The sequence below is a fragment of the Streptomyces sp. NPDC127092 genome, from assembly GCF_042722475.1.
Taxonomy (GTDB): Bacteria; Actinomycetota; Actinomycetes; order Streptomycetales; family Streptomycetaceae; genus Streptomyces.
Genome location: NZ_JBHXFE010000035.1, coordinates 20,171 through 46,030, shown reverse-complemented (window position 1 = coordinate 46,030; position 25,860 = coordinate 20,171). Strand labels below are relative to the sequence as shown.

23 protein-coding genes are annotated in these 25,860 nt (G+C 71.8%); 12 read left to right on the top strand and 11 right to left on the bottom strand.

Translation table 11 applies throughout. From position 1 onward, the window contains the following. Positions 1-25 precede the first annotated feature (25 nt). Together ACFWJO_RS26350 and ACFWJO_RS26345 are read right to left on the bottom strand one after the other, a co-directional pair. Positions 26-3,082, bottom strand: coding sequence for a phosphotransferase (locus ACFWJO_RS26350; RefSeq protein ID WP_386868934.1), 3,057 nt, complete (start codon positions 3,080-3,082; stop codon positions 26-28). 195 nt (positions 3,083-3,277) lie between these two features. Next, a complete protein-coding gene (locus ACFWJO_RS26345) occupies positions 3,278-4,039 on the bottom strand; it encodes a hypothetical protein (RefSeq protein ID WP_386868932.1) in 762 nt (253 codons plus the stop codon). A gap of 266 nt (positions 4,040-4,305) precedes the next feature. Here ACFWJO_RS26345 and ACFWJO_RS26340 point away from each other — a divergent pair, with 266 nt between their 5' ends. After that, the gene (locus tag ACFWJO_RS26340) at positions 4,306-4,695 is read left to right on the top strand and encodes a MerR family transcriptional regulator (RefSeq protein ID WP_386869004.1); all 390 of its coding nucleotides are present in this window, start codon (positions 4,306-4,308) and stop codon (positions 4,693-4,695) included. Between the two features lie 64 nt (positions 4,696-4,759). Here the strand turns inward: ACFWJO_RS26340 and ACFWJO_RS26335 are convergent, their stop codons facing one another. Next, entirely contained in the window at positions 4,760-5,764 is a 1,005-nt protein-coding gene (locus ACFWJO_RS26335) for an ABC transporter substrate-binding protein (RefSeq protein WP_386868931.1), read from the bottom strand. Positions 5,765-6,040: 276 nt separating this feature from the next. Here ACFWJO_RS26335 and ACFWJO_RS26330 point away from each other — a divergent pair, with 276 nt between their 5' ends. Beyond that, a complete protein-coding gene (locus tag ACFWJO_RS26330) occupies positions 6,041-6,283 on the top strand; it encodes a hypothetical protein (protein ID WP_386868929.1) in 243 nt (80 codons plus the stop codon). A 21-nt stretch (positions 6,284-6,304) separates the two neighbouring features. Here ACFWJO_RS26330 and ACFWJO_RS26325 read toward each other — a convergent pair whose 3' ends face one another. After that, a complete protein-coding gene (locus tag ACFWJO_RS26325; protein ID WP_386868927.1) occupies positions 6,305-6,910 on the bottom strand; it encodes a TIGR03086 family metal-binding protein in 606 nt (201 codons plus the stop codon). A 255-nt stretch (positions 6,911-7,165) separates the two neighbouring features. Between ACFWJO_RS26325 and ACFWJO_RS26320 the strand changes: the two genes are divergently transcribed. Continuing rightward, a complete protein-coding gene (locus ACFWJO_RS26320) occupies positions 7,166-8,170 on the top strand; it encodes a DUF6597 domain-containing transcriptional factor (RefSeq protein ID WP_386868925.1) in 1,005 nt (334 codons plus the stop codon). 15 nt (positions 8,171-8,185) lie between these two features. Then, positions 8,186-8,773, top strand: coding sequence for a GNAT family N-acetyltransferase (locus ACFWJO_RS26315; protein WP_386868923.1), 588 nt, complete (start codon positions 8,186-8,188; stop codon positions 8,771-8,773). On the opposite strand, the gene ACFWJO_RS26310 is transcribed toward ACFWJO_RS26315, so the two are convergent. Beyond that, positions 8,757-9,197, bottom strand: coding sequence for a GNAT family N-acetyltransferase (locus ACFWJO_RS26310; protein WP_386868921.1), 441 nt, complete (start codon positions 9,195-9,197; stop codon positions 8,757-8,759). The two genes, ACFWJO_RS26315 and ACFWJO_RS26310, sit on opposite strands and share 17 nt — an antisense overlap. A gap of 561 nt (positions 9,198-9,758) precedes the next feature. Here ACFWJO_RS26310 and ACFWJO_RS26305 point away from each other — a divergent pair. Then, positions 9,759-10,499, top strand: a complete 741-nt coding sequence (locus ACFWJO_RS26305; protein WP_386868919.1) for a Mut7-C RNAse domain-containing protein — start codon at positions 9,759-9,761, stop codon at positions 10,497-10,499. Between the two features lie 45 nt (positions 10,500-10,544). Here the strand turns inward: ACFWJO_RS26305 and ACFWJO_RS26300 are convergent, their stop codons facing one another. Both ACFWJO_RS26300 and ACFWJO_RS26295 read right to left on the bottom strand, forming a co-directional pair. Then, entirely contained in the window at positions 10,545-11,036 is a 492-nt protein-coding gene (locus tag ACFWJO_RS26300; RefSeq protein ID WP_386868917.1) for a MarR family winged helix-turn-helix transcriptional regulator, read from the bottom strand. Positions 11,037-11,139: 103 nt separating this feature from the next. After that, positions 11,140-11,700 (bottom strand): TetR family transcriptional regulator, encoded by a 561-nt coding sequence (locus ACFWJO_RS26295; protein ID WP_386868915.1) that lies wholly within the window; start codon positions 11,698-11,700, stop codon positions 11,140-11,142. A gap of 115 nt (positions 11,701-11,815) precedes the next feature. On the opposite strand from ACFWJO_RS26295, the gene ACFWJO_RS26290 reads away from it, so the two are divergent. Further along, positions 11,816-13,324 carry an FAD-dependent monooxygenase gene (locus ACFWJO_RS26290; RefSeq protein WP_386868914.1) on the top strand — a complete coding sequence of 503 codons (1,509 nt, stop codon included), beginning with the start codon at positions 11,816-11,818 and terminating at the stop codon, positions 13,322-13,324. Between the two features lie 487 nt (positions 13,325-13,811). On the opposite strand, the gene ACFWJO_RS26285 is transcribed toward ACFWJO_RS26290, so the two are convergent. Together ACFWJO_RS26285 and ACFWJO_RS26280 are read right to left on the bottom strand one after the other, a co-directional pair. After that, on the bottom strand, positions 13,812-14,522 hold the full coding sequence (locus ACFWJO_RS26285; protein ID WP_386868912.1) for an AAA family ATPase: 711 nt from the start codon (positions 14,520-14,522) through the stop codon (positions 13,812-13,814). A gap of 152 nt (positions 14,523-14,674) precedes the next feature. Next, complete coding sequence (locus ACFWJO_RS26280) at positions 14,675-15,154, bottom strand: hypothetical protein (RefSeq protein WP_386868910.1); 480 nt, start codon at positions 15,152-15,154, stop codon at positions 14,675-14,677. Between the two features lie 292 nt (positions 15,155-15,446). On the opposite strand from ACFWJO_RS26280, the gene ACFWJO_RS26275 reads away from it, so the two are divergent. Both ACFWJO_RS26275 and ACFWJO_RS26270 read left to right on the top strand, forming a co-directional pair. Beyond that, a complete protein-coding gene (locus ACFWJO_RS26275; RefSeq protein WP_386868908.1) occupies positions 15,447-16,211 on the top strand; it encodes an SDR family NAD(P)-dependent oxidoreductase in 765 nt (254 codons plus the stop codon). Positions 16,212-16,366: 155 nt separating this feature from the next. Next, complete coding sequence (locus tag ACFWJO_RS26270) at positions 16,367-17,227, top strand: hypothetical protein (RefSeq protein ID WP_386868906.1); 861 nt, start codon at positions 16,367-16,369, stop codon at positions 17,225-17,227. Positions 17,228-17,290: 63 nt separating this feature from the next. Here ACFWJO_RS26270 and ACFWJO_RS26265 read toward each other — a convergent pair whose 3' ends face one another. Further along, positions 17,291-18,484, bottom strand: a complete 1,194-nt coding sequence (locus tag ACFWJO_RS26265; protein WP_386869003.1) for an RtcB family protein — start codon at positions 18,482-18,484, stop codon at positions 17,291-17,293. A gap of 175 nt (positions 18,485-18,659) precedes the next feature. Here ACFWJO_RS26265 and ACFWJO_RS26260 point away from each other — a divergent pair, with 175 nt between their 5' ends. From ACFWJO_RS26260 to ACFWJO_RS26250, 3 genes are all read left to right on the top strand, one after another. After that, positions 18,660-19,646 carry a DUF3558 domain-containing protein gene (locus ACFWJO_RS26260; protein WP_386868904.1) on the top strand — a complete coding sequence of 329 codons (987 nt, stop codon included), beginning with the start codon at positions 18,660-18,662 and terminating at the stop codon, positions 19,644-19,646. Between the two features lie 132 nt (positions 19,647-19,778). Further along, entirely contained in the window at positions 19,779-20,507 is a 729-nt protein-coding gene (locus tag ACFWJO_RS26255) for a DUF3558 domain-containing protein (RefSeq protein WP_386868902.1), read from the top strand. A 118-nt stretch (positions 20,508-20,625) separates the two neighbouring features. Continuing rightward, positions 20,626-21,975, top strand: coding sequence for a DUF2637 domain-containing protein (locus ACFWJO_RS26250; RefSeq protein ID WP_386868901.1), 1,350 nt, complete (start codon positions 20,626-20,628; stop codon positions 21,973-21,975). A 169-nt stretch (positions 21,976-22,144) separates the two neighbouring features. Here the strand turns inward: ACFWJO_RS26250 and lysS are convergent, their stop codons facing one another. Then, positions 22,145-23,917, bottom strand: coding sequence for a lysine--tRNA ligase (gene lysS / locus ACFWJO_RS26245; protein ID WP_386868899.1), 1,773 nt, complete (start codon positions 23,915-23,917; stop codon positions 22,145-22,147). A gap of 127 nt (positions 23,918-24,044) precedes the next feature. On the opposite strand from lysS, the gene argS reads away from it, so the two are divergent. Further along, positions 24,045-25,820: an arginine--tRNA ligase gene (gene argS / locus ACFWJO_RS26240; RefSeq protein ID WP_386868898.1), complete on the top strand. Its 1,776-nt coding sequence runs from the start codon at positions 24,045-24,047 to the stop codon at positions 25,818-25,820. The last annotated feature ends 40 nt before the right edge of the window (positions 25,821-25,860 follow it).

The following is a 25,860-nucleotide window of genomic DNA, read 5'->3' as shown; positions in this document are numbered from 1 at the left end:
GGCGCCCCTCCCCGGAGGGTGCGGGCTAGGCGCCCTTGCCGGTGGCCTTGCCCGTGGCCTTCCGTGCGTCGTCGACGATGCCCTCGGCCAGCTCGGCGGCGAGCAGGAACGGCAGGAAGCGGTTGCTCGGCGCCTCGTGGTCGCGGTAGCGGGCGAACGGCAGCAGCGAGGCGAACAGGGCCCACCGGTACTCGAGGTCGGTGAACGGCCAGTTGGGCTGCTCGCAGCCCTTGAGGATGGCCCGCAGCCGCTTCACACAGGTCAGGACCCGCCGTACCTCCGGGTCGGCCTTCTCGGGGATCTCGGGGTCCCACAGCGACTCCGCGCGCAGCGCGTCCGCGAACCACGGCCGGATCTCGGCCAGCTGCTCCGGCGTCCAGGCGAAGGTACGGGACCACAGCGCGGACTCGAGACGGGCGAAGTCCTTGCAGATGTGGCCGCGGTGGGTGGTCTCGAAGTCGATGATGTAGAGGTCGGGGACGTAGTGGTCACGCTCCTCCCGGCCCGTGCCGCCCACCAGGACGTTCTCGCAGTGCAGATCGCCGTGCGAGACGCAGGTGAGGTACGAGCGGGTGGTCAGGCCCTCGTCGCGGTTGTACAGCAGCCATTCGAGCAGCTCGGACGGGTCTTCCCCGGCCTCCGCGGCCTCCGCGGTCTCCCCGGCCGCCCCGACCTCCCCGGCCGCCCCGGCCTCCCCGGACCCTCCCGGGCCGGCGCCGGGCCTGGCCACCTCGGCGATGTGCGCGACCAGCCACAGCGGGTTGGTCAGGTCCGCGTCGCGGTCGGTGAACATCGGGCCCGCCGCGAAGGAGGACCCCGCGAACAGCGCCCCCAGGGTGCGGGGCCGCCAGGTGAGCCCGCCCTCGACGCCGAAGACCTCGGCGACCTCGGCCGCCTCGAAGTGGCCCAGCTCCGTGCCGGCGTCCTTGCCCGGGGCGTAGCCGGTCCGCTCGTAGTCGTCGGGCCGCAGCGCCGGGTACTCGCCCCGCAGGTCGCCCATGGCGCGGCTCGCGTTGCTCAGCCACGGCCCGAGGGCCTCCAGGAGGAGTTCCCTGACCACCTTCCGGAGCGCCTTGTCCTCCAGGCCCTCCGTCCTGACCAGCCAGGCCCGCAGGGTGGTGGGCTCGTCGCGGTTGCGGAACACGTACGAGGTGAGGATGCCCTGGTAGCGGACGCCGTTGGTGCTGTTGACGACGGTCGCCGTGGACACCGTGCACTTGCTCGACCGGACGGCGGGATGCAGCAGTTCGCCGTACGCGTCGAAGTTCCGCTTCTCCCGCTGCACCTTCGCGGCCTCGTCGATCTTGAGGACGCCGATGGGTCCGAAGACGTTGGACGCGAGGAAGGTCGGCACGGGCCGGTCGGCGAACAGGGCGCCCTGCATCACGGCGCCGTTCGCCTTCGGGGCCAGCTCGACGGCCATGCCCTGGAGCAGCCGGCTCGGCAGCTCGACGACGGCGTCCCGTTCGTTCAGCGACATGGAGGTGGACGCCGCTCCCCGCGCCGAACCCGGCTCCCACGCGTTGCGGATGACGCGGACGCCACGGGCGGCGCCGAGCATGTCGAGGGCGCGCTGCCGCCAGAACTCCTGGACCTCGTCCTTGGTGTCCGGACCGCTCGACGACTCGTTCTGCTTGGAGTAGTACAGGGCCGCGAGCAGGCGCTCGAGCCCTTCGGCCTTCCAGTTGGAGAGCAGCAGCAGGATGAAGGCGATGCTGTTCCAGCGCTCGGGTTCGCCGGCCCACTGCCGCAGCAGCTCCTCCGCCCACGTCGCGGGATTGTCGTAGCCGCCGGGGAGCGTCTGGTTCTTGATCCTCCGGTGGGCCCTCATCCCGCCGGGCTCGACCGGTTCGGGGCCGCCGACGAGCAGCTGGATGCCCACGGCGTGCCGCAGCCACCGGCACACGAAGTCGATCTTGGACAGGTGGTACTCCTGGAGCTCGCCGACGGCGACGAGCGTGGTCGCCTCCGAGACGGCGAGCAGCAGTTCACGCCGGTCGTTGTTGTAGCGGTACTCCACCTGGAGGGTCTGGAGGTAGCCGAGGACGTCGGCGACGATCTGGTGGTCGTTCTCGGGCAGGTGCACCCGCAGGGAGAGGTTGTGCAGCGCGGTCGCCAGCCACTGCAGCCGGATCCGCTGCCCGTCGTAGGCCGTCCCGCCGCGGGTGAAGCCGTAGAGGGTGCGGGAAGCGACCTGCCGGACCTCCTTGGCCCGCTCGTGCAGCGGCACGAAGACGTCGGTCGGTACGGAGGCGCCGGCGAGCTTCTCCCTGAGCAGGCTCAGGTCCTTCTCGAGGATGTCCTTGAGCCGGTCGGCGGCCATCGGCGCGTTCCGGCCGATCATCCCCGTCACGTGCTCGGCGAAGGCGTCGAACAGGGCCTCGGCGGGCGTCCCGTCCTCTCCGCCCGCCCGCCACTCCTCCAGGAGCTGCTCCCAGGTGACGTAGTCGCGGGATCCCGGCCCCTCGCCGTAGCCGTCGTCGGAGAAGTCGTCGGACGGGCGGCGCCACGGGGACGACGGGGCCGCCCGGGACGCCGGGAACGACTGCGGGGCGGAGGCCTGCTGCGGCAGCGGCGGAACGGAGGCCTGCTGTGGCAGCGGCGGAGCCTGCGCGGCGGGCGGCGGGGCCGGCGGGTCCTGCGGCGCGGACGTGGCGGACTCCTCCGGTACGGACGTCCGGACCGGCGCGGTCGCCGTCGCCGTCGCCGCGGGAGCCGTCACGGCGGGCCGGAGTGCGTCCAACTGGGCCAGGAGCCCGCGGCACTGGGCGATCGACCCGGCGTACTTCTCCTGGTTGCGGAAGTTGTAGAGGCGAACCGCTATGTCGAGCAGCTGACGTGCCCGCTCCTGGTCGGTCCTCACGTAGTGGTTCTCCGCCACGGTGAGCGCCGTATTGGCGATCTTGAAGGCCGGCCCGACCAGGTTGCCCTCGGAGATCTCCGGCCCCGCCTGCGCCATGACGACACGCGACTTGGCGAAGCGCTGGGCCAGGTGCGGCTCGGCATGCACGGCCTCGTCCATGGCCGCGTAGACCGTCGTTAAGTAGTTCTCGAAGTCGTCCGCCGAGATGAATGGCGCCATTGCCACCATGCCCTTCCGTGCCGCGTGCGCTGGTTCGTTGCGCAAGGATCTATCGCAGATCCCGGAGGCACGGTGAGGCGGCAACGCGCCACGAGCCCGCCGGTTTCCCGGCGGCGCCCGGGGCCGGTCCCGGACATCCCGTGGACGTCCCGCGGGTCGCCCTCGGACCGGTCCGCAGGGCATTCCGATGCGGCCTCAGGAAACCGGCGTGAGGTCCTCCCGGAACCTCTTCTCGCCTGTCAGGAACGCCGACTGGGGCAGCACGACGTGCGCCTGGGCCCGCCCGCGGGCGATCTCGGCGCGGCTGGCGCCGATCACCGTCCCCGCGTCGCCGTCACCGGCGAGCTCCAGCAGCGCCTCGCGCAGCCGGGTCGCCTCCGGCTTGTCCAGGACCAGGTCGTAGACCTCGAAGAAACGGATCTGCCGATACGTCTCACCCGGAACCTTCAACGGCCCGTCGATCACGCGGCGAACTGACCGGAAACCGACCTCCCGGGCCAGCGGGATCAGTTCCTCGTGCCCCACCTCGCCCAGTTCCTCGACGAGTTCACGCCGCAGGCAGTCGGCCGACGTCTCCCGGTCGACCTCCTTGTGCAGCCAGCGGGCGAAGCCCAGGACGCGCAGCGCACCCAGGAAGCCCCGCAGGTCGTGCCGCATCACGTCCCGGCTGCGCCCCTCCGGCTCGAAGCCGAGCCGCTCCAGGACGTGCTTGGCCGACTCCTGGTACTTCACGACGCCGCCGGGCGGGCCGAACGCGCCGGGCCGGTTGGCGGAGGCGAACAGCACGTAGTGGTCCTCCTCGTGGACCCGCAGCAGCACCGCCACGGAGACCCGCGCCCGGCCGAACGGCGTGAGCAGCAGCCGCAGCAGCGTCAGATGCCTCCTGTTCTGCCACAGCAGCCGGCCCACACCGCTCAGCAGAGCCACGACGATGCCGCCAACGATCTTCTCGACCACGGGGTGCCCCCTCCGTCACACACCGCACCACGCCACGCCTCATCCCGAGCCCACCAATGTACGCGTGCCGTACGCGTGCGCAGGCGGGTTGACCGACGTTCTCGGGGCCTCTCGGAGGCCACGCAGGCGTTTCGCCGCACTTCCCGCTCTCATAAGTGCTGAAGTTAGGACGAATCGGATGTCATGCGTGCGCGGAGTACGTGTCAGCAGAGAAAGGACCCGATGTGGCGATCCCCGACGTCCTGAACACCGTGCGCCCCCGCCCCATGAAGATCGGCGAGGTCGCCGCACGGACCGAACTGTCCCTGCGCACCATCCGCCAGTACGAGGACAGCGGCCTCGTCGTCCCGTCCGCCGCGTCCGAGGGCGGCTTCCCGCTCTACACGGACGCCGACGTCGCCCGGCTGATGGTGATCCGCCGGATGAAGCCGCTCGGCTTCACCCTCGACGAGACCCGCGAACTCCTCGACGCCGTCGACCGCCTCGCCGCCGACGTCCCCGACACCCCCGCCGAACTCGACCCGGACACCCGCACCGCCCTCGTCGCCCGCGTCCGCGGCTACGAGCGGGCCGCGGCCGAACGCGTCGCCGAACTGCGCGCCCAGCTGGCCCGGGCGGAGGAGTTCGCGGACTCCCTGCGGGCGCGGGTGCCGTAGCCGGGGGCTCGGGTGCCGTAGCCGGGGGCGCGGCCGCGAGCCACGTCACGAGGGCCTGATGCCCCTAGAGGTGGTCCTCCAGCGCCGCCGTCAGGTCCTGGAAGAAGCGGGCGTACGCGGCCGGGCTGGGCGGCGTCTCCGGATTCCAGGGAGCGAGCCGGGCGCCCGGCGGGACCACCTGCGGCGGCACCGCGTTGGCCCGGCTGTCGAAGAGCACCAGGCCCGGCGCGAGCCCGAGGGCGTGCTCCCAGTCGGTGGTCAGCCAGCTCGCGCCCGGCCCCGGGCCCGGATCCACGAACCGCACCCCCAGCTCCGCGAGCCGGGCCAGCTCCGGCCAGGCGTGCGGCCGCGCCAGATGCACCTGCTCGGGACCGGCGCCGGACAGCGCGAGGACGCTCAGCCCGGTGCGCCCGGCGGCACCCCGCAGCGCCGCCTCCGCGTCGTCGACCCGCCGGGCGGCCGCGGCCGTCGCCCCGAGGGCCCCGGCCAGCTCGCCGAACCGCCCCAGGATCGCCGACAGCGTCGGCTCGTTGCCGACGGACAGCGCCACGAGCGGCGCCCCGAGCCGCTCGGCGAGCGCCTCGTCCAGCGCGTACGGGCTCTTGCCGTCGTACGTCACGTCCACCACGAGGTCGACGCCGCCCAGCTCCCGTAGCCGCGGCTCGTCCAGGGCCCGCCCGGCCCCCAGGTACGGGACGCCCGCCTCGGCGAGCCCGCCGGCCTTGACCGGATCCAGCAGATCGCCGTCGTGCCCGGAGCCGTAGACCGCGACCGGCCGCACGCCCAGGTCGAGCAGGGCCGCCCCGGCCCGTACGTAGGCCAGGACCCGCTCCGGCCGGCGCGCGGCCGCCGACGCCGCACCCCGGTCGTCCGTGAACTCCCACCCGCCGACCCCGCCGGACGCACCGACGCCGCCGGATATACCGGCCGCATCCGCCGCATCCGCCGTATCCGCCGCACGCGCCGCACGCGCCGAAGCCGCCGAACCCGCCGAAGCCGCCGAACCCGCCGAACCTCCCGTATCCGCCCCGCCCGCGCCCGACATGTCCGTGTCCGTTGCGTCCGCCATCGCGGCTGCTCCCTCCCCGGCCGGAAATCTCCGTCCCCGCCACCTTGAAGCGGTTCCCGGGCCCGCACAAGAGGGCCTGCCCCGGGGGCCGCGGGGCGGGACCTTGGTCCCGGACCCCCCTGCCGAAAGACCCCCAGGGTGGTGTTAACTGAACGGGTCGGGAGGAAGCAGCAGGAATCGTCACGCCGTACGGGCGGGCGAGCGGGCGCCGCCATCTGCCAGTGGTGGGTCGCCGCCGTCGCCGTCGCCGTACGGCACATGCCCCCGGAGTCAGCCATGACCTTGCCCGGCCAGTTCTCGGACCCCCGTGTGATCACCCTCTTCGGCCTGTTCGCCGTCTCCGCGGCCGTGTGGATGGCCGTCGGCATGCGGGCCCGCGCCCGCCGCGCCCGCACGAACGTCCCGCTGGAGCGGGTCTGGCACCCGCAGGAGACGGTCGAGCTCACGCCGGCGGAGGAACGGACCTTCGGCCAGGTCGTCTCGCGTCTGTCACTGAGCGCGGCGGGCCGGCTGCGGTAGGGCGGTAGGCGGGAGCGGCCCTCAGACCGCGGCCGCCCAGAGCCTCGGGTCGCGTCCCGTCACCGCGAGCAGCCGCTCGAACGGGGAGGCGCCCTCGGGCAGCTCCACCTCGGCGCCGAAGACGCCCATCTCGCGGGCCATCGGCGCCATCCGGGCCACCTCCCCGACGAGCTCCGTCACGACCGCCGGGTCCGGCTCGTAGTCGCGTCCGGTGGCCCGGGCCAGGTCCCAGACGTGCACGGTCAGGTCGAGCAGCACCATCGCGCCGACCGTCCGCGCCGGCATGTCCATCGCACCGGTCGTCCCGTCCTCCGCGCCGGGCTCGGCCCAGGCGGCGACCAGCCGCCCGGTCTCCTCCGCGAACCGCGTCCGCCACTCCGGATCGGCGAGCCGGTCGGGATCGGCGCCGGAGAAGTCGGACGGCTGCTTGGCGGCGAGGAGCCGGAAGTTCTCGACGACCCGGAAGAGGTGGTTGAGCAGCCCGCGCACGTCGTATTCGGCGCAGGGCGTGGGCGCGGCCAGCTCCTCGTCGGCGGTGTCCCGCACCAGGGGTACGGCGAGGGCGGCGGCGGAGCCGAGCAGAGGGGCGATGCGGTGATCCTGCTGTTGCTGATCGTCGTACGTCATGGATCCGACGGTAGGGGGGGCGTCGGCGCCGGTCTTGAAGAAACACGCCAGGGGCGCCCGGCCCCGGGGGAGTCCGCCTAGGCCGTTTCTTTCGGATCAGGGCCGGATAGGCCGCGGCGTCTGGCGCGGTGCATCGCAAGGCGCCGGAGCGTCGCGATAGCGGAGCTATCGGGGCGTTTCGGCAACGCGGCGAGGTGCCGTGCCAGGCGTCGCGGACCCGGCCAAGATCCGGAAGAGACGGCCTAGCATCGGAGAATGACCGCCTCCGGTCCCGCACCGCGCCGTGACACCCGCGGCATCGTGGACCCGGCCGAGCTGCTCGCCCGCGTCCGTTTCCGCCGGCACGCACCAGCGCCCGAGCTCCGCCCGTACCTGGAGCACTACTGGCTCATCGACTGGGACCTCGCCGAGCCGTACGCGACCCATGTCGTCCCGCACCCGTCCGTGAACGTCGTCTTCGAGCGGACGGCCGAGCCGGGCGGCGAGGGCCGGGCCGCCGCCGCGGACACGCCGGCCGTCTCGGACTCCGCGGTCGTCTCGGGCATCGGACTGGAGCTCTTCACGAAGAAGCTGACCGGCAAGGGCCGGGTCTGCGGCGCGCAGTTCCGGCCGGGCGGCTTCCGCCCGTTCGCGCCCGCGTGGCCGGTCTCGCACTGGACGGGCCGGATCGTCCCGCTGGCAGAGGCCTTCAAGAGCGAGTGCAGGGACGGGGACGGGGGCGAGGGCAAGAACGCGGGCGAGGTCCCCAAGGCCGAGGGCACGGGCGGGGGCGGGGGCGCGGGCACAGTCGGGGATACGGTCGGGGATACGAAGTCCGCGCCCCCGCCCGGGCTCCTCGCGCGCGTGTTGTCCCCCGAGGAGGACCACGCGCGCGTGGCGGCGCTCGACGCGTTCCTGCTGGCCCACGGTCCCGCCGCCGATCCTGCGGCCGAGCAGGCGATGGCCCTGGTGGACCTGGTCCGCACGGACCGCACCGTGCGCCGGGTGTCGGCGCTGGCCCGGGCCGCCGGGCTCTCGCCGCGCTCGCTCCAGCGGCTGTTCGCCTCCCACGTCGGCGTCGGCCCGAAGTGGGTCATCCTCCGCTACCGCATCCACGAGGCCCTGGAACGCGCCGAGTCCGGCTCCGCGGCAGCGCCGCCGGACTGGGCCGCGCTCGCCGCCGACCTCGGCTACAGCGACCAGGCCCATCTCGTACGGGACTTCACGGCGACGATCGGGGTGCCGCCGACCGCGTACGCGCGGGCGCTGTCAGTGCCCTGACCTAGGGTGCGGCCCATGAAGACGAGCGACGACGACACCGGGGGGACCGGCGGGACGACCGGGGGGACCGGCGGGGGAACGGTCCGTCTGGAGCCGTGGTCGGACGAGGACTTCGCCCTGCTCAAGGCGGTGAACGCACCGGAGTTGACGGAGCATCTGGGCGGCCCGGAGAGCGAGGAGCAGCTCGTGGTGCGGCAGAGGCGGTACGTCGAGCTGAGCGCCGACCCCGGCCGCCCCGGGTGCATGTTCCGGGTGGAGGCGCTGCCGGAGGGCCGCCCGGCCGGCGCGATCGGCTTCTGGGAGACGACCTGGGAGGGCGAGCCGGTGTACGAGACGGGCTGGACGATCCTGGCCGGTTTCCAGGGCCGGGGCGTGGCCACGGCGGCGACGCGCGCGGTGATCGTCAGGGCGCGGGCGGAGGGCCGGTTCGGGTCGCTGTTCGCCTTCCCGTCGACGGAGAACGGGCCCTCGAACGCGGTGTGCCGGAAGGCGGGCTTCACCCTGCTCGGCGAGCGGGACTTCGAGTACCCGCCGGGCCGGCCGATGCGCTGCAACGCCTGGCGCCTCGACCTGGCCCCGGCCGGCCTCACGGCAGGGGCTTGAGCTCCCGGGTGAAGTGGAAGGCGACGATGTCGAAGCGTTCGCGCAGGTAGAAGCGGTGGGCTCCGGTGCGGTGGGTGCCGGAGTCCAGGTTGAGCTCGTAGCAGCCGGCTTCGCGGGCGTGCGACTCCAGGTGCGCGACCATCGCGTGCCCGACGCCGCCGGAGCGGGCGTTCTCGCTGGTCACCAGGTCGTCGACGTACAGCTTCTTGACCGAGCTGGTGTTGACGATGATCCGCCATCCGGCGGCCCCGACGCAGCGCCCGTCGTCGTCGTACGCCGCGCTGAAGCGCAGTCCCTGGGCGTGCCCTGTCGCGTAGATGTCGCGGAACAGCTCCGCGGTGAGATGCGGCCGCAGCTCGCGGAGCACCGGCAGCAGCTCGGCCTCCAGACGCGGGTCACCGGGCTCAAGGTCAACGATCTTCATGCACCGACCGTACCGCGCACCCCGGCGGGGAAGGGACGCCCGGGCAGCGAGCGGGCTGCGACGTCCAGCCACGCAGCCCAGGCGGGCGACCGAGGTCGGCGGGCGGTTCGCCAGGCGTGCGGCCGACGGGCGGGTCGCCAGGCGCGCGGCCGACGGGCAGGTCGCCAGGCGCGCGGCCGACGGGCTGGCCGGCGGCGCGCTGCGGCCGGCCGGCCCATTGGCAGCGCCCAGGCTCGCCCCGCCGCACCCCGCGCACGGTCGCCTGCCCCACCCCGCGCGTGGCGCCGTACCCACCTGGCCACACCCCGCGAGCGGCGCCGTACCCACCCGGCCACACCCCACGCGCGGCGCCGTACCCACCCGCCCACACCCCACGCGCGGCGCCGGACCACCCCGGCCACACCCCGCGGGCGGCCCCGCAAGTGCCCGGCCACGCCCGGCGGGCGGCCCCGCAAGTGCCTGGCCACGCCCAGCGGGCGGCGCCGTCATCCCTGGCCGCACCCCGCCGCCCGCGGCGGAATTGCCTGGCCGGGAAGGGACGCGCGGTGCCATCCTGGCTGCGTGAACGGACCGGAGATCCAGATCAGCTTCGCCCCTGCCCTGCGGCTCTTCGTCTCGGCGGAACGGCGCGCCGGGCACACGGCCGTCGCCACGGACGGCGCCTCGTCGCTCGGCCATGTCGTGGAGTCGCTCGGCGTCCCGCTGACCGAGACCGGGCGGCTGCTCGTGGACGGCCGGCCCGTGGCGCCCTCGCACGTCCCCGCGGCCGGCGAGACCGTCGTCGTGGAGGGCGTCGAGCGGCCCCAGCCGGTCCCGGGTGCCCCGCTCCGCTTCCTCCTGGACGTCCACCTCGGGACGCTGGCCCGGCGGCTCCGGCTGCTCGGCGTCGACGCCGCGTACGAGAGCGAGGACATCGGCGACCCGGCCCTGGCCGCGCTGTCCGCGAAGGAGCGGCGCGTGATGCTGTCCCGGGACCGCGGGCTGCTGCGCCGCCGCGAGCTGTGGGCGGGCGCCTACGTCTACAGCGACCGGCCCGACGACCAACTGCGCGACGTCCTGGAACGGTTCGCCCCGCCGCTCGCGCCGTGGACCCGCTGCACGGCCTGCAACGGACCGCTCGCGGAGGCCGACAAGGACACGGTGCGCGAGCGGCTGGAGAAGGGCACGGAGAACACGTACGACGTCTTCGCGCAGTGCACCGAGTGCGAGCGGGTCTACTGGCGGGGCGCCCACCACGCACGCCTGGAGGCGATCGTGACGGACGCGGTCCGGGAGTTCGGCGGCACGCCGGCCACTCGCTGACCGGCGACCCGCCGACCTGCCGACCAGGCAGGCCAGCCGCCGTGGTCAGTCGGAGTCGAACTCTCCGGCGCGCAGCCGCTCGATCTGGGCCGCGCTCAGTTCGATCGTGCGCCGCATGTAGTCGGTGAGCAGGGCGATCTCGGCGTCGTCGTACGCGTCGAAGAGCTCGCCCCAGGTGCGGTTGAGCCGCCGCCAGAACGCGCCGAGTTCGGCCATCTTCTCGGGCACCGAGGCCACCATGACCCGGCGCCGGTCCTCGGCGTCGCGCTCGCGCCGTACGTATCCGGCGCGTTCGAGCCGGTCGACGAGCCGGGTGGCGGAGCCGGTGGTGAGGCCGGTGAGTTCGGCGACGCGCCCGATGGTGACCGGCTCCCCCTCCAGGCTCAGCAGGCTGAGGCACTGGACGTCGGTCGGATGCAGGCGCAGATGGTCGGCGACGGCCTGGTTGAACAGGGCGTACGAGGCCATGTAGCGACGCGCCTCGCCCTGCATGTCGGCCATCAGCGCGTCCCGCCCTCCGGCTTTCTTCTGCGTCATGCAGAAAGCGTACGGTGCAGCGACCGCCCGCCGACGACGCACGCGACAGAGACAGGCACAGGCACAGGCACAGGCACAGCGTCGGCAGCGACCGCTGCCGGGCTCACGGCGCCTCGGCCGTCAGATACCGCTGCACCGTCGGGCCGAGCCAGGCCACTACATCCTCGCGGTCCATCTCGACGAGCGGCCCGAGGCGCAGCACGTAACGGGCGAGCGCCATGCCGAGTATCTGGGAGGCGACCAGCCCGGCGCGGCGCGGCGCGTCCGCCGGGTCGGGGCAGACGCCGGCGACGACCGGCCCGATCTGCTCCGCGAAGAGCCGCTGCATCCGCTCGGCGCCGGCCTCGTTCGTGACGCCGACCCGCAGCAGTCCGGTCAGGACGTCGTCGCGCTCCCAGCGGTCGAGGAAGTGGGTGACCAGGGCGGCGCCGGCATGGCGGGCGGGCAGCGAGCCGAGCTCGGGAAGCTCCAGCTCGATGGTGGAGGCGGCGGCGAACAGCCCCTCCTTGTTGCCGTAGTAGCGCATGACCATCGACGGGTCGATCCCGGCGTCGCGCGCGATGGAGCGGATCGTCGCGCGCTCGTACCCGTCCGCGGCGAAGCGCTCGCGGGCGGCGTCGAGGATCGCAGCACGGGTGGCGTCGGAGCGGCGTGCGGTCGTCATGCCAACAAGTGTAGGCCAACAGGCGTTGACAGCGCGCCACGACCCGGTCTACATTTGCCAACAAGCGTTGACCAACAAGCGTTGGCCAACGGACGTAGGCACCCTGGAGGCAGCGATGAGCACGACGGGCACCCCTGGAACCCCCACCTCCCCCGACAACTCCCCCAACACCTCCTCCGACCCCTCTCCCCACGCCTCCCCGAGCACCACCCCTCCGACCCCTACCCACCCGCAGCCCTCCTTCGACACAGACGTGCTCGTCGTCGGCTCCGGCCCCACCGGCCTGCTCCTCGCCGGAGACCTCGCCGCCGCAGGCCTCCGCGTCACGGTCGCCGAGCGCCGCCCCGAGGGCCGCTCCAACCTGACCCGCGCCTTCGGCGTCCACGCCCGCACCCTGGAGCAGCTCGACGCCCGCGGCCTCGCGGACGAGCTGATCGCCACCGGCACGCCGATCACCGACCTGCGCCTCTTCGGCCGGCTGTCCCTCGACCTCTCCCAGCTGCCCTCCCGCTTCCCCTTCCTGCTCATCACCCCGCAGTACGAGGTCGAGCGCCTGCTCCACCGCCGCGCGCTGTCCACAGGTGTGGAATTCCGGTACGGGACGGAGCTGCACGGCCTGAGCCAGGACGCCGACGGGGTCACCGCCGAGCTGACCGGACCCGACGGTCCGGAGACCCTGCGGGCCCGCCACCTCGTCGGCACCGACGGCGTGCGCAGCGCGGTCCGCTCCGCGCTCGGCCTGCCCTTCCCCGGAGCCTCGGTGATCCGCTCGATCGTGCTCGCGGACGTACGGCTCGCCGAGGAACCCGGCCGGCTCCTCACGGTCTCCGCTTCCCCCTCCGGAGACGCCTTCGCCTTCGTCGCCCCCTTCGGCGACGGCTGGTACCGGGTGATGGGCTGGGACCGCCGCCGGCAGGTCGCCGACGACACCCCGGTGGACCTGGACGAGGTCAAGGCGATCGCCCGGAAGGCCCTCGGCGACGATTTGGGCATGCACGACGCCCGCTGGATCTCCCGCTTCCACAGCGACGAGCGCCAGGCACCCGCCTACCGCTGCGGCCGGGTCTTCCTCGCCGGCGACGCCGCCCACGTCCACTCCCCCGCCGGCGGCCAGGGCATGAACACCGGCCTCCAGGACGCCGCCAACCTCTCCTGGCGCCTCACCGCCGTGCTGCGCGGCGAGGCACCCGACCCCGAGGCCCTGCTCGACGGCTACCAGGCGGAACGGCACCCGGTCGGCAAGAAGGTGCTGCGCAGCAGCGGCGCCATCGTCCGGCTCGCGATGGCCCGCACACCGCTCCAGCGGACCGTCCGCGACCTCGCCGCCCGACTGCTCGGCGGCATCCGCCCCGCCGCCGCCCGCGCGATGGGCCAGATCAGCGGAATCGGCATCGCCTACGGCCCCCGGACGCGCCGCGTCCCCGACCTCAAGCTGCGCGAGGGCCGGCTGTACGAGCTGCTGCGCGCGGGCGAGTTCGTCCTGATCACCCCCGAGGGCACCCCCCAGCCCCTGCCCCGCACGGCCCCCGTCGCCCCCGACCGCGTCATACACGCCACCTGGGCCAACCCGGCCCGCCGCGACACCCTCCTCATCCGCCCCGACGGCTACACGACCCCGCTGTAGCCGAAGGGCCATGACGGAAGGCCGGGGAGACGCACCGGAGGCGCCGTGACGCACGCCGAGGCGTCGGGGCGCACGCGGAGACGTCGGGGCGCACGCGGAGACGTCGGGGTGCACCCCGAGGCGTCGGGATGCACGCCGAGGCGTCGGGGCGCACCCGGACGCGCCGGGAAGCACCCGGACACAAACCGCGTCGGGAGGGCCCGCCGGAGCCCCGGGGAGGGGCACCCAGAGGCGAGGGAGGCACGCCGGGACGCATCCGGACGGCACACGGAGGCCCCGGAAACCCCGCCGGCACCCGGAGAGGCCGAAGGCACCCGGAAAGCCCCCGGGGCAGCCAAGCAGGCCGAGCGGCACCCAGCGGCGCCCCGTTAGCCGCCCCGGCAGCCCGCCTGGGCAGCTACACACCCGCCTCTCCTCCGCCCCCCGGCCAGTCGCCGAGGGCGGTGTGCCGCTGAGGGCCTGTCCGGCGGATCAGGGCGGACAGGCCCTAGTCCTCAAGGACATGCCGCAGATAGCTCCGCGGGTCGGCCAGGTAGCGGCGCCAGTGGTCGACCACGCCCAGCTCCGCCCAGGCCACCCGGCGCATCCCGTGCTCGCCGACCTCCACGATGTCGGCGCCCGGCAGGGCCGTCAGCAGCGGCGAGTGCGTGGCGCACACCACCTGGCCGCCCCGCTTCACCAGCTGGTCCACATGCCCCAGCAGCTCCAGGCACGACGTGAAGGACAACGCGGCCTCCGGCTCGTCCATCACGTACAGCCCGGGCTGAAGGAACTTCTCCCGGAACGCCGCCAGAAAGCCCTCGCCATGACTCACCGCATCGGGCGCGAAGCCCTCCCGGTCCAGCGCGTCGAGCGCCGTCTCGGCCCGCAGGAAGAAACCCTTGCGCGCCGCGCGACTCCCCAGCATCCGGCGCCCCCGCGGCGCGGCGTCGAAACGGATCCGCTCGCCCAGCACCGACCTGCCCCGCGAGGTGGCGTAACGCCAGTCGTGCGAGCCGCCCCAGGAGTCGAGCCCGAAGCCCTCGGCCAGCGCCTCGACCAGGGTCGACTTGCCGGAGCCGTTCTCGCCGACCAGGAAGGTGACAGGCGCGTCGAAGCGCAGCCCCTCGGCCATGAGCTGGCGCACGCACGGCACCGACCAGGGCCACTCGCCCTCGTCGTAGGAGGCGACATGAGCGTACGCGCGTTCGACGATCACGGATCGAGTGTCACACGCCGGCCCCACACGACGGCCCCACACGACGGCTCACCAGGACGGAGCCCCGGAACCCAAGCCGAAACCCAAACCGAAACCGAAACCGGTGCCGGTGCCGGAGCGGGAGCGGGAGCCGAAACCTGCCCCGCAGCCGGTCAGAAGACGTACGGGTCACCGGTGGCGAGGACCAGCACGTGATGCCGGTCGTTCCGCGAGTTCGCGTCCGCGACACCGTCCCGCCAGACCGTACGGATGTCCACGGTCAGCTCGTCCGGCCGCCCCACCGTCCGCAGATCAAGGGCGAGCTCGTCGGCCACACCGGCCGCCCGCAACTCGCCCGTACGGCAGGAGACCACCCGGTCGCTGCTCCACAGACAGGACGGCGGCAGCTCCTGGCCACCCGCCATGGGCGCGGAGAAGGCCAGCCGGACCGTCGCCTGGGAGACGTCCGCGGGCCCGTGGTTCTCGCTCACCAGCCAGACACCGAGCCGCCCCTCCCAAAGCGAGACATGCCCGTGGTGGGCCAGGTCCGCCTCGGCCCCGGCACCCGCCGCCACACCCGTACCCGCACCCGTACCGGCCACCAGGACGGCCGACAGGGCCGCACCGAACAGGGCCTTGCGCATCTCACTCATGCCCAGAAGATACCCATTACTCCCCATATTTTCTGACTACCAGTCAGTCGCGTGTCCCGACCCGCGGCCACCCACGAGCACACCCCCTCTCCCCACCAGCACGCCCCGCTCCCCACCAGCGCGCCACCCACTCCCCCCACTGGCCGCCCCACTGGCCGCCCCACTGGCCGCCCGCGCACCCCCGCCCAGCGACCACCCGGCCACCGGACCACCCGGCCTATCCTGACCAGGCGATCGAACGATCGAGCCCCACCGACCACCGACCATCGACCATCCGCGCGAGGAGCCCGTCATGACCGCCCCCGGCAAGCCCATCGCCGTCGTCACCGGAGCGAGCAGCGGCATCGGCGCGGCCACCGCCCGGCAGCTCGCCGCCGCCGGCTACCGCGTCGTCCTCACCGCCCGCCGCAAGGACCGCATCGAGGCCCTGGCCGCCGAGATCAACGAAGCCGGCCACCAGGCCACCGCCTACGCCCTCGACGTCACCGACCGCGCCGCCGTCGACGAGTTCGCCACCGCCTTCCCGACCCTCGGGGTCCTCGTCAACAACGCCGGCGGCGCGCTCGGCGCCGACCCGGTCGCCACCGGCGACCCGGACGACTGGCGCCGCATGTACGAGGTCAACGTCATCGGCACCCTCAACCTCACCCAGGCCCTGCTGCCCGCCCTCACCGCCGGCGGCGACGGCACGATCGTCATCGTCTCCTCCACCGCCGGCCACGCCACCTACGAAGGCGGCGCCGGCTACGTCGCCGCCAAGAACGGCGCCCGCGTCCTCGCCGAAACCCTCCGCCTGGAAATCGTCGGCACCCCGGTCCGCGTCATCGAGATCGCCCCCGGCATGGTCAAGACCGAGGAGTTCGCCACCACCCGCTTCCGCGGCGACACCGACAAGGCCGCCAAGGTCTACGCGGGCGTGGCCGAACCACTGACCGCCGACGACGTCGCCGACACCATCACCTGGGCTTGCACCCGCCCCCCGCACGTCAACATCGACCTCCTGGTCGTCCGCCCCCGCGCCCAGGCCTCCAACACCAAGGTCCACCGCGAACTCTGACCCCACACGGGCCACCCGTTCGGGTGAACCACCCCGAACACCCCATCGCCGGACGAACCCGCGACCTACGGTCGAAACAACTCCATACCGAACGGCCCTCGGCAGGGACGGCAATCCCCACCGAGGGCCTCACCATCAGGAAGGGCCAACTTCCCATGGCTGAGCACGACCCTAGCGCGCCCACACTCTTCGACCTCGCCGCGCCCACCCCGTCCTTCATGGACCTGGAGAACCCCGACTACGCGTACATGTTCGGCTTCCTCCAGGCCGACGGCCACCTGTTCCAAGGCGCGGGACGCAAAGGCAAGCTGACCGTCGAGATCAACGCGCGGGACATCCACCTCCTCCACGAGTTCCAGCGCCTGACCCCGTACTACAGCTCCATCAGGGAACGGGTCCGCACCACCAACTTCGCCGAGCAGCACCACTCGGCCACGTGGAGCCTGTGCTCGCTCGAGGCCAGGACCATCGTCAATCAGCTCGGCATTCCCTACGGCAAGAAGTCCCGGGCCATCCGACCGCCCCGCGTCGAGTTCTCCCGGCGGGACTACATCCGCGGCGTCATCGACGCCGACGGGTCGCTCGGCTGGACGGCCGACGGCATCCCGTTCCTCTCCTTCACGTCGGCGAGCACAGCCATGGCCGCGTACGTGTGCCATTACGCAAAGAAGATCACGGGCAGGGAACGCATCGTCAGCCGCAACACCCGCGACCAGGTCTACGTCGTCACCTACCTCAAGGAGCAGGCGCAGCAGCTCGCCCAACACCTCTACTACCCCGGCAGCCTCGCCCTGGAGCACAAGAAGGCCAACGCGGCCGCCATCCAGACCTGGGTACGGCCGGCGAACATGCGGTTCGCACCACCACGCCGACGCTGGACCGAGTCAGACGACCGCGAACTGCTGCGCCTCAACGACCCCGCCGCCGCAGCCATCGCCCTCGACCGCACTGAGCAGAGCTGCGCCATGCGCCTGTGGCGCCTGCGGACGGGGCAGACTCCGAGTCCCGCCGAATAGCCAGCCTCACAACCAGGAACGGGGTGCCGCGTCCGCGCGGCGCCCCGTTCCTGGTTGCCCTTCTCAGCCCTTCACGCAGATGACCTGCCGCAGCTTCGCCACCACCTCAACCAGGTCCCGCTGCTGCTCCATGACTTTCTCGATCGGCTTGTAGGCGCCCGGGATCTCGTCCACGACGCCCGAGTCCTTCCGGCACTCGACGCCCCGGGTCTGCTCCTCCAGATCCCGGGTCGAGAAGCGCCGCTTCGCCGCGTTCCGGCTCATCCGGCGCCCCGCGCCGTGCGAGGCCGAGTTGAACGACGCCTCGTTACCGAGCCCCTTCACGATGTAGGAGCCGGTGCCCATCGAACCCGGGATGATGCCGAACTCGCCCGAGCCGGCCCGGATCGCGCCCTTGCGGGTGACGAGCAGGTCCATGCCCTCGTACCGCTCCTCCGCCACGTAGTTGTGGTGGCAGGAGATCACCGGATCGAAGGTGACCTTCGCCTTCCGGAATTCCCGGCGGACGACCTCCTGGAACAGCGCCATCATGATGGCGCGGTTGTACTTCGCGTACTCCTGCGCCCAGAACAGGTCGTTCCGGTACGCCGCCATCTGCGGGGTGTCCGCCACGAAGACCGCGAGGTCGCGGTCGATCAGGCCCTGGTTGTGCGGCAGCTTCTGCGCCACACCGATGTGGTACTCGGCGAGCTCCTTGCCGATGTTCCGCGAACCAGAGTGCAGCATGAGCCACACCGAATCGGACATATCGACACAAAGCTCCACGAAGTGGTTGCCTTGGCCAAGGCTTCCCATCTGCCGTTCAGCTCGCTCGCGACGGAACTTCACCGCATCAGCGACCGAATCGAACCGCGTCCACAGCTCCCCGAACCCCGCGGTGGAAAACTGGAACAGGCGCGTCGGATCCACCATCTCCCGGTGCATCCCCGCCCCCACCGGAATCGCCTGCTCGATCTTCGACCGCAGCCGCGAAAGATCACCCGGCAGGTCGTTCGCCGTCAGCGAGGTCTTGACGGCGGACATGCCGCAGCCGATGTCCACGCCGACCGCCGCCGGGCACACCGCGCCCTGCATCGCGATCACCGAGCCGACCGTCGCGCCCTTGCCGTAATGCACGTCCGGCATCACGGCCAGGCCCTTGATCCAGGGCAGCGTGGCGGTGTTCTGGAGCTGCCGCAACGCGCCGTCCTCGACCGAGCCCGGATCCGTCCACATCCGGATGGGCACCTTCGCGCCCGGCACCTCTACGTACGACATACCTACCCACTTCCCCCGAAAAGTCTGATAACGCAAAAACCGGAGCCAAAGCCCGTACAGGTGACTACGGACCGGCGTCGACAGCCGCGCTTGCGATAGACATTGTGTTCACCGCGCCATGCGGAGCAGCAAACAGTTTTCGGGGGGACACCCCTGGAGAAGGGAGCCTGGGATCGTGCAGCGCAAGGCGTACGCACCGGGTCGCGCGCCGGGTCGGTCCGGGTCCGCGGCGCTCTCCGCGGTGGCTCTCGCCGTCGGTCTCGGGATCGGGCTTTCGGGCTGCTCCTCCGGTGCCTCTCCGGACGCCGAGGCGGTCGACTCGAAGGCGGGTCCGGCCGCGCCGACGGCGGCGCCGGGGCGCTATCGCACGCTCTTCGAGCCGTGCGGCGCCGTGCCCTCCTCCACGCTCAAGGACCTGTTGCCGGGGGCGGCGGCGCTGCCCGAGCCCGAGCGTGACCGGACGTATCGCGGCACCGCGGCGCCCACGTTCGACACCGACCGGCGGGTGGGCTGCGGCTGGAAGTCCGATGCTCCCGATGCCACTCATCGGCTGACGCTCGACGTGGAGCGGGTGGTGTCCTATGACCCGACGGTGAGCGACGACGACCGTGCGCAGGAGGTGTACGGCCGGAAGCAGGCCGCGGCGGGCATCGCGGCGGTGCCGTCGGCTCCGGCGACGACGTCGCCCACTCCGTCGGGTGGCGGCGCTCCGCCCGGGAAGGCGCAGGGCGCCGGCGCGGGTGCCCCGGCGTCGTCGTCGGGGGCGGGGGCGTCGGCGGGGGCGGGTGCGGGTTCTCCGTTGGCCGGTCATTTGCCGCAGGGGCCTTTGGCGCCTCGGCCGACGCAGGCGACTCCTTCGACGGGCGGTGGCACGGCGACGGCGCCTGCCTCGCCGGGCTCGCCGGGTGTGCCGACCACCGGTCTGGAGGACCGTGTCCTGGACGGCCTCGGTGACGTCGCGTTCCTCAAGGACACGCTCGCCACTCCGGGGCCGTCGGGTGCCAAGCGGCTCGTGAGCGTGGTGTTCCGCACATCGAACGTCATCGTGACGGTCTCCTACGAGGAGCAGACGACCACCTCGGCGGAGGTGCCGGACAGCAGGGAACTGCAGGAAAAGGCCCGGAATCTGGCGCGTCTGCTGGCGGAGCGGCTGGAGGAGTAGCCGTGCGGACCCGCTCCGTGAGCGGGGCCGGACCACGTAACGTGTCGGCGTATCCCGCCCGTCGGCAGCCTGCCGTCGGCCGCCCGGGCGACGCCGGCCGCCCGGACCGTACGACAAGCGACTGAAGGAACCATGCAGCGATCAGCCCCGCGACTCTCCCGCATACTCGCCTGTGCCGCCGTTCCGGTGATGCTCGTCGCCGTCGGCTGCTCTTCCGGATCGGACTCCGGCGACAAGGGCTCGGGTGACAAGGCCGCGTCGTCGGCTTCCGCGACGCCGAAGGCGACGCAGTCGACGAAGACGGTGGAGCCGGCGAAGTTCTCGAAGCTGCCGGAGATCTGTGCGTCGCTGTCGGCGAAGACCGTCGAGAGCCTCGTGCCGAAGGTGAAGAACAAGAAGGGTACGGAGGCGGCCTCCAGCGACGCCGACAGTCGTGGCGGCTGCTCGTGGAACGGCCTGGAGGACAAGGGCACGAAGGGTTCGCAGTACCGCTGGCTGGACGTTTCCTTCTACCGTTACGAGTCGGACGCCACGCTCGGCAGCGGTCAGGAGCGGGCCGCGGACAGCTATGCCAAGGAGCTGGCCAAGCTCCAGGCCACGGCGGGTGCGAAGAAGCTGCGGACGACGCAGGCCTCCGGTGTGGGTGACCAGGCGGACACGGTCACGTATGAGCTGCGGAAGACCGACGAGGACTTCCGTTACGCGTCGGTCGTGGCGCGTACGGGCAATGTGGTGGTGCTGCTCTCCTACAACGGTGCCGGTTACGCGGGTGCGGACACTCCGTCCGAGAAGTCGATCCAGGAGGGTGCGCTGAAGGCGGTGAAGGAGGCGGTCGCGTCGGTCGCGGCGGCCAACAAGTAGCCGAACTGGAAGCGTTTGTCCGGTTTCGTACGGAGCCCGGCCCTCCCCAGGGGGTCGGGCTTCGCGCACATGTGCCAGTCTGTGCCCGCGAGATGTCGATTGACGGGAGGGATCGCGGGTGGCCGCGATGCAGCTGACACGCACGCACCGGATACTCATCGGCCTGGTCGTCGCGGGCGCGGTGATCATCGCCGGTATCGGTTTCGCCGGCTCGTACGCCGCGGTGCGCGAGCTCGCCGTCAACAAGGGCTTCGGCACCTTCTCGTACTTCTTTCCGATCGGTATCGACGCGGGCATCTGTGTGCTGCTGGCGCTCGATCTGCTGCTGACGTGGATCCGGATTCCGTTCCCGTTGCTGCGGCAGACGGCCTGGCTGCTGACGGCTGCGACGATCGCCTTCAACGGTGCGGCGGCGTGGCCCGACCCGCTGGGTGTGGGCATGCACGCGGTGATTCCGGTGCTGTTCGTGGTCGCGGTGGAGGCGGCGCGGCATGCGGTGGGGCGGATCGCGGACATCACGGCGGACAAGCACATGGAGGGTGTGCGGCTGACGCGGTGGCTGTTGTCGCCGATTCCGACGTTCCGTCTGTGGCGGCGGATGAAGTTGTGGGAGCTGCGCTCGTACGAGCAGGTGATCAAGCTGGAGCAGGATCGGCTGATCTATCAGGCGCGTCTGCAGGCGCGGTTCGGTCGGGCGTGGCGGCGCAAGGCGCCGGTAGAGGCGTTGATGCCGCTGCGGCTGGCGCATCTGGGTGTGCCGTTGTCGGAGACGGCGCCGGCGGGGCTGGCGGCGGCGGGGATCGAGCCGGTGTTGTTGCCGCCGTCTCCGGTGGCGGCTCAGGGTGAGGTGCAGGCCGGTCTCCAGGTGCAGGTTCCGGCGTCGGTGTCGGCGGGGGTGACGCCGGAGCTGGAGCAGTCGCGCCCGCAGGCTCAGGTGCCGGGGCAGGTGCCGGGCCAGCTTCCGGGGCAGGTGCCGGGGCAGATGCCAGGTCAGCTTCCGGGGCAGGTGCCGGGGCAGATGCAGCCGATGCCGGTGCCGCAGCCGATGCCGCAGTCGGCGGCGGAGGCCGCGGACGGGGGCAACCCGTGGTTCGTGGCCCAGCAGGTGTCGCCGGAGGCGTACCAGGGGACGTACGACCCGCAGATCGTCGAGGGTCTGGAGCCGATTCCGGTGCCGATCCCGCAGGGTCCGGACGATGTTCCGCCGCCGGGGCCGGAGCAGTTCGAGGAGTACCAGGAGTTCGTGGACGAGCAGCCGTCCGTGGACGAGTTCGCCGAGGCGGCGTACAAGGCGATGTGGAACTACGTCGAGGAGAAGCAGGAGTTCCCGAACTCGGAGCAGCTCGACATATGGCTGAGTGACACGTACAAGGTCACTCACCCGCGCAGCGCGTCGATCCTGCGGGAGCTGACGCCGCAGCTGCGCCGTCGTATCGAGGAGGAGTGGGCGGAGACCCACACGCCGTAAGGCGCGGCGCCTGCGGCGCGGATACGGATACGGCTAGGGCTCCGGCTCCGGCTCCGGCTCCGGCTCCGGCTCCGAAAACGCGAACGCGAACGCGAACGCGAACGGATACAGATACGGAAACCGCCCTCCTCCGAGTGCTTCGGAGGAGGGCGGTGCCGTTTTTTGGGGCTCAGGCGCCGAGCAGCTTGCGGACCCGGTCCGCTCCGACCGCGAGCAGCAGCGTGGGCAGGCGGGGGCCGGTTTCGCGGCTGACGAGGAGCTTGTAGAGCAGGGCGAAGAAGGAGCGCTGGGCGAGCTTGAGCTCGGGCGTGGGCTTGGCTTCGGGAGTGAGGCCGGCCATGACCTTCGGGACGCCGTAGACGAGCGTGGTGAGGCCGTCGAGGGACCAGTGGCTGTCCAGGCCCTCCAGGAGCAGCCGCAGCGACTCGCGGCCCTCGTCGTCGAGGGAGCCGAGGAGTTCGGTGTCGGGTTCCTCGCGGACGATGGTGCGCTGGTCGGCCGGGACCTGGGTGGTGATCCAGTTCTCGGCGCGGTCGAGGCGCGGGCGGACCTCGTCGAGCGAGGTGACCGGGTTCTCCGGGTCGAGCTCGCCGAGGATGCGGAGGGTCTGCTCGTCGTGGCCGGCGGTGATGTCGACGACCGAGGCGAGGGTCCGGTAGGGCAGGGGGCGCGGGGTGCGCGGCAGCTCGCCGGCGGCGGTGCGGGCGGCGCGGGCGTGGGCGGCGGCGTCGGCGGGGAGGACGGTGCCGTCGGCGACCTTGGCCTCCAGCTTGTCCCACTCGTCGTAGAGCCGCTGGATCTCCTGGTCGAAGGCGATCTTGAAGGACTGGTTGGGCTTGCGGCGGGCGTAGAGCCAGCGCAGCAGCTGCGGCTCCATGATTTCGAGGGCGTCGGCCGCGGTGGGGACGCCGCCCTTGGAGGAGGACATCTTGGCCATGCCGCTGATGCCGACGAAGGCGTACATGGGGCCGATGGGCTGGACGCCGTCGAAGATTCCGACGATCTGTCCGCCGACCTGGAAGGAGGAGCCGGGCGAGGAGTGGTCGACGCCGGAGGGCTCGAAGATGACGCCTTCGTAGGCCCAGCGCATGGGCCAGTCGACCTTCCAGACGAGCTTGCCGCGGTTGAACTCGCTGAGCTTGACGGTTTCGGCGAAGCCGCAGGAGGTGCAGGTGTAGGAGAGCTCGGTGGTGTCGTCGTCGTAGGCGGTGACGGTGGTGAGGTCCTTCTCGCACTGCCCGCAGTAGGGCTTGTACGGGAAGTAGCCGGCGCCGCCGCCGGAGCCGTCGTCCTCGGCGGCCGCGCCGGAGCCTTCGGCGGCCTCGAGCTCGGCCTCGTCGACCGGCTTCTGGGACTGCTTCTTCGGCGCCTTCTTGGTGCGGTACTGGTCGAGGATGGCGTCGATGTCGCCGCGGTGGCGCATGGCGTGCAGGATCTGCTCGCGGTAGGCGCCGGAGGTGTACTGCTCGGTCTGGCTGATCGGGTCGTATTCGACGCCGAGCTCGGCGAGCGCCTCGACCATGGCGGCCTTGAAGTGCTCGGCCCAGTTGGGGTGGGGCGAGCCGGCCGGGGCCGGGACGGACGTCAGCGGCTTGCCGATGTGCTCGGCCCAGGTCTCGTCGATGCCGGGGACGCCGTTGGGCACCTTGCGGTAGCGGTCGTAGTCGTCCCAGGAGATCAGGTGCCGGACCTGGTGGCCGCGGCGGCGGATCTCGTCGGCGACCAGGTGCGGGGTCATGACCTCGCGCAGGTTGCCGAGGTGGATGGGTCCGGACGGGGAGAGGCCGGAGGCGACGACGACCGGTTTGCCAGGCGCACGTCGCTCCGACTCGGCGATGACCTCGTCCGCGAAACGGGAGACCCAGTCGGTCTCGGTGCTGCTCTGAGCCACGATCGGTTCGTCCTTCTTCCTTGATCCTTGCTGACCTTGTTTCCCTCGCATCAGCCATTCTCCCAGACGGAGGGAGACACTCCGAGGTTGTCCACAGGGGAGAAAACACGTTGCGCTCGCATGGGACACTTGACAAGCGAAATAGCCCGTAAGACTCCCATCACAGGAACGGAAGCTCATGGCCTCGGTCCCTTCCCTCGCTTCGACCGTGCAGCAGCGTCTCGCGGAAGGCCTCTCGGCAGCCCTGCCGGAGGCCGGTTCCGCCGATCCGCTGCTGCGACGAAGCGACCGGGCCGATTTCCAGGCCAACGGCATCCTGGCGCTCGCCAAGCAGCTCAAGGGCAATCCGCGTGAGCTGGCGACGAAGGTCGTCGAGGCGATCCCGGCGAACGACGTGCTGAAGGACATCGAGGTGTCCGGGCCGGGCTTCCTCAACATCACCGTCTCCGACGCGGCGATCGTGAACACGCTGGCCGCGCGTGCCGCGGACGACCGCCTCGGCGTGCCGTTCAACGCGTCGGCGGGCACGACGGTGATCGACTACGCGCAGCCGAACGTCGCCAAGGAGATGCACGTCGGCCACCTGCGTTCCGCGGTGATCGGTGCGGCGATGGTGGAGATCCTGGAGTTCACGGGCGAGACGGTGGTGCGCCGTCACCACATCGGCGACTGGGGCACCCAGTTCGGCATGCTCATCCAGTACCTGATCGAGCACCCGCACGAGCTGGACCACAAGGCGGAGGGTGCGGACGCGGAGGTCTCCGGTGAGGAGGCCATGTCCAACCTCAACCGGCTCTACAAGGCGTCGCGTGCGCTCTTCGACTCCGACGAGGAGTTCAAGACGCGGGCGCGTGCCCGGGTCGTCGACCTGCAGGCGGGCGACGAGGAGACGCTGGCTCTGTGGCAGCGGTTCGTCGACGAGTCGAAGATCTACTTCTACTCGGTCTTCGAGAAGCTCGACATGGACATCCGTGACCCCGACATCGTCGGTGAGTCCGGCTACAACGACATGCTTCAGGAGACGTGCCGGCTGCTTGAGGAGTCGGGTGTCGCGGTCCGGTCCGAGGGCGCGCTGTGCGTGTTCTTCGACGACGTCAAGGGCCCGGACGGCAACCCGGTCCCGCTGATCGTGCAGAAGTCCGACGGCGGTTTCGGTTACGCGGCGACGGACCTGTCCGCGATCCGCGACCGGGTGCAGAACCTGAAGGCGTCGACGCTGCTGTACGTGGTGGACGCCCGTCAGTCGCTGCACTTCAAGATGGTCTTCGAGACGGCCCGCCGGGCCGGCTGGCTGAACGACGAGGTGAAGGCGCACCAGCTGGCGTTCGGCACGGTCCTCGGCAAGGACGGCAAGCCGTTCAAGACCCGTGAGGGCGAGACGGTGCGGCTGGTGGACCTGCTGGACGAGGCGATCGAGCGGGCGACGGCCGTCGTGTCCGAGAAGAAGGAGAAGGCGGGTCTCAGCGACGAGGAGGTCGTGGAGAACGGCCGGTACGTCGGCATCGGTGCGGTGAAGTACGCGGACCTGTCGACGTCGGCGGTGCGGGACTACAAGTTCGACCTGGACCAGATGGTGTCGCTCAACGGCGACACGTCCGTGTACCTGCAGTACGCGTACGCCCGTATCCAGTCGATCAAGCGGAACGTCACCGACGCCGAGCCGACGGCCCACCCGGAGCTGGAGCTGGCCCCGGCGGAGCGTGCCCTCGGCCTGCACCTGGACCAGTTCGGTGCCGCGCTTGCCGAGGTGGCGGAGGAGTACGCGCCGCACAAGCTGGCCGCGTACCTCTACCAGCTGGCGTCGCACCTGACGGCCTTCTACGACCAGTGCCCGGTCATGAAGGCGGAGACGCAGGAGCTGAAGGAGAACCGGCTCTTCCTGGTGGACCTCACCGCCCGGACCCTCCACCAGGGCATGGCCCTGCTGGGCATCCGGACGCCCGAGCGCCTCTGACGTGAGCTGACGGCCCTGCCCTGCGGCAGGGCCGTCAGCC

Excerpts from the sequence above, each read along its gene's own strand:
- ACFWJO_RS26325 (WP_386868927.1), bottom strand. The coding sequence starts at position 6,910 with ATGACGTACGACGATCAGCAACAGCAGGATCACCGCATCGCCCCTCTG.
- ACFWJO_RS26295 (WP_386868915.1), bottom strand. The coding sequence starts at position 11,700 with ATGACGACCGCACGCCGCTCCGACGCCACCCGTGCTGCGATCCTCGAC.
- ACFWJO_RS26320 (WP_386868925.1), top strand. The coding sequence starts at position 7,166 with ATGACCGCCTCCGGTCCCGCACCGCGCCGTGACACCCGCGGCATCGTG.
- ACFWJO_RS26315 (WP_386868923.1), top strand. The coding sequence starts at position 8,186 with ATGAAGACGAGCGACGACGACACCGGGGGGACCGGCGGGACGACCGGG.
- ACFWJO_RS26290 (WP_386868914.1), top strand. The coding sequence starts at position 11,816 with ATGAGCACGACGGGCACCCCTGGAACCCCCACCTCCCCCGACAACTCC.
- ACFWJO_RS26275 (WP_386868908.1), top strand. The coding sequence starts at position 15,447 with ATGACCGCCCCCGGCAAGCCCATCGCCGTCGTCACCGGAGCGAGCAGC.
- ACFWJO_RS26280 (WP_386868910.1), bottom strand. The coding sequence starts at position 15,154 with ATGAGTGAGATGCGCAAGGCCCTGTTCGGTGCGGCCCTGTCGGCCGTC.
- ACFWJO_RS26310 (WP_386868921.1), bottom strand. The coding sequence starts at position 9,197 with ATGAAGATCGTTGACCTTGAGCCCGGTGACCCGCGTCTGGAGGCCGAG.
- ACFWJO_RS26335 (WP_386868931.1), bottom strand. The coding sequence starts at position 5,764 with ATGGCGGACGCAACGGACACGGACATGTCGGGCGCGGGCGGGGCGGAT.
- ACFWJO_RS26350 (WP_386868934.1), bottom strand. The coding sequence starts at position 3,082 with ATGGCGCCATTCATCTCGGCGGACGACTTCGAGAACTACTTAACGACG.
- ACFWJO_RS26340 (WP_386869004.1), top strand. The coding sequence starts at position 4,306 with ATGAAGATCGGCGAGGTCGCCGCACGGACCGAACTGTCCCTGCGCACC.
- ACFWJO_RS26300 (WP_386868917.1), bottom strand. The coding sequence starts at position 11,036 with ATGACGCAGAAGAAAGCCGGAGGGCGGGACGCGCTGATGGCCGACATG.
- ACFWJO_RS26330 (WP_386868929.1), top strand. The coding sequence starts at position 6,041 with ATGACCTTGCCCGGCCAGTTCTCGGACCCCCGTGTGATCACCCTCTTC.
- ACFWJO_RS26265 (WP_386869003.1), bottom strand. The coding sequence starts at position 18,484 with ATGTCGTACGTAGAGGTGCCGGGCGCGAAGGTGCCCATCCGGATGTGG.
- ACFWJO_RS26270 (WP_386868906.1), top strand. The coding sequence starts at position 16,367 with ATGGCTGAGCACGACCCTAGCGCGCCCACACTCTTCGACCTCGCCGCG.
- argS (WP_386868898.1), top strand. The coding sequence starts at position 24,045 with ATGGCCTCGGTCCCTTCCCTCGCTTCGACCGTGCAGCAGCGTCTCGCG.
- ACFWJO_RS26255 (WP_386868902.1), top strand. The coding sequence starts at position 19,779 with ATGCAGCGATCAGCCCCGCGACTCTCCCGCATACTCGCCTGTGCCGCC.
- lysS (WP_386868899.1), bottom strand. The coding sequence starts at position 23,917 with ATGCGAGGGAAACAAGGTCAGCAAGGATCAAGGAAGAAGGACGAACCG.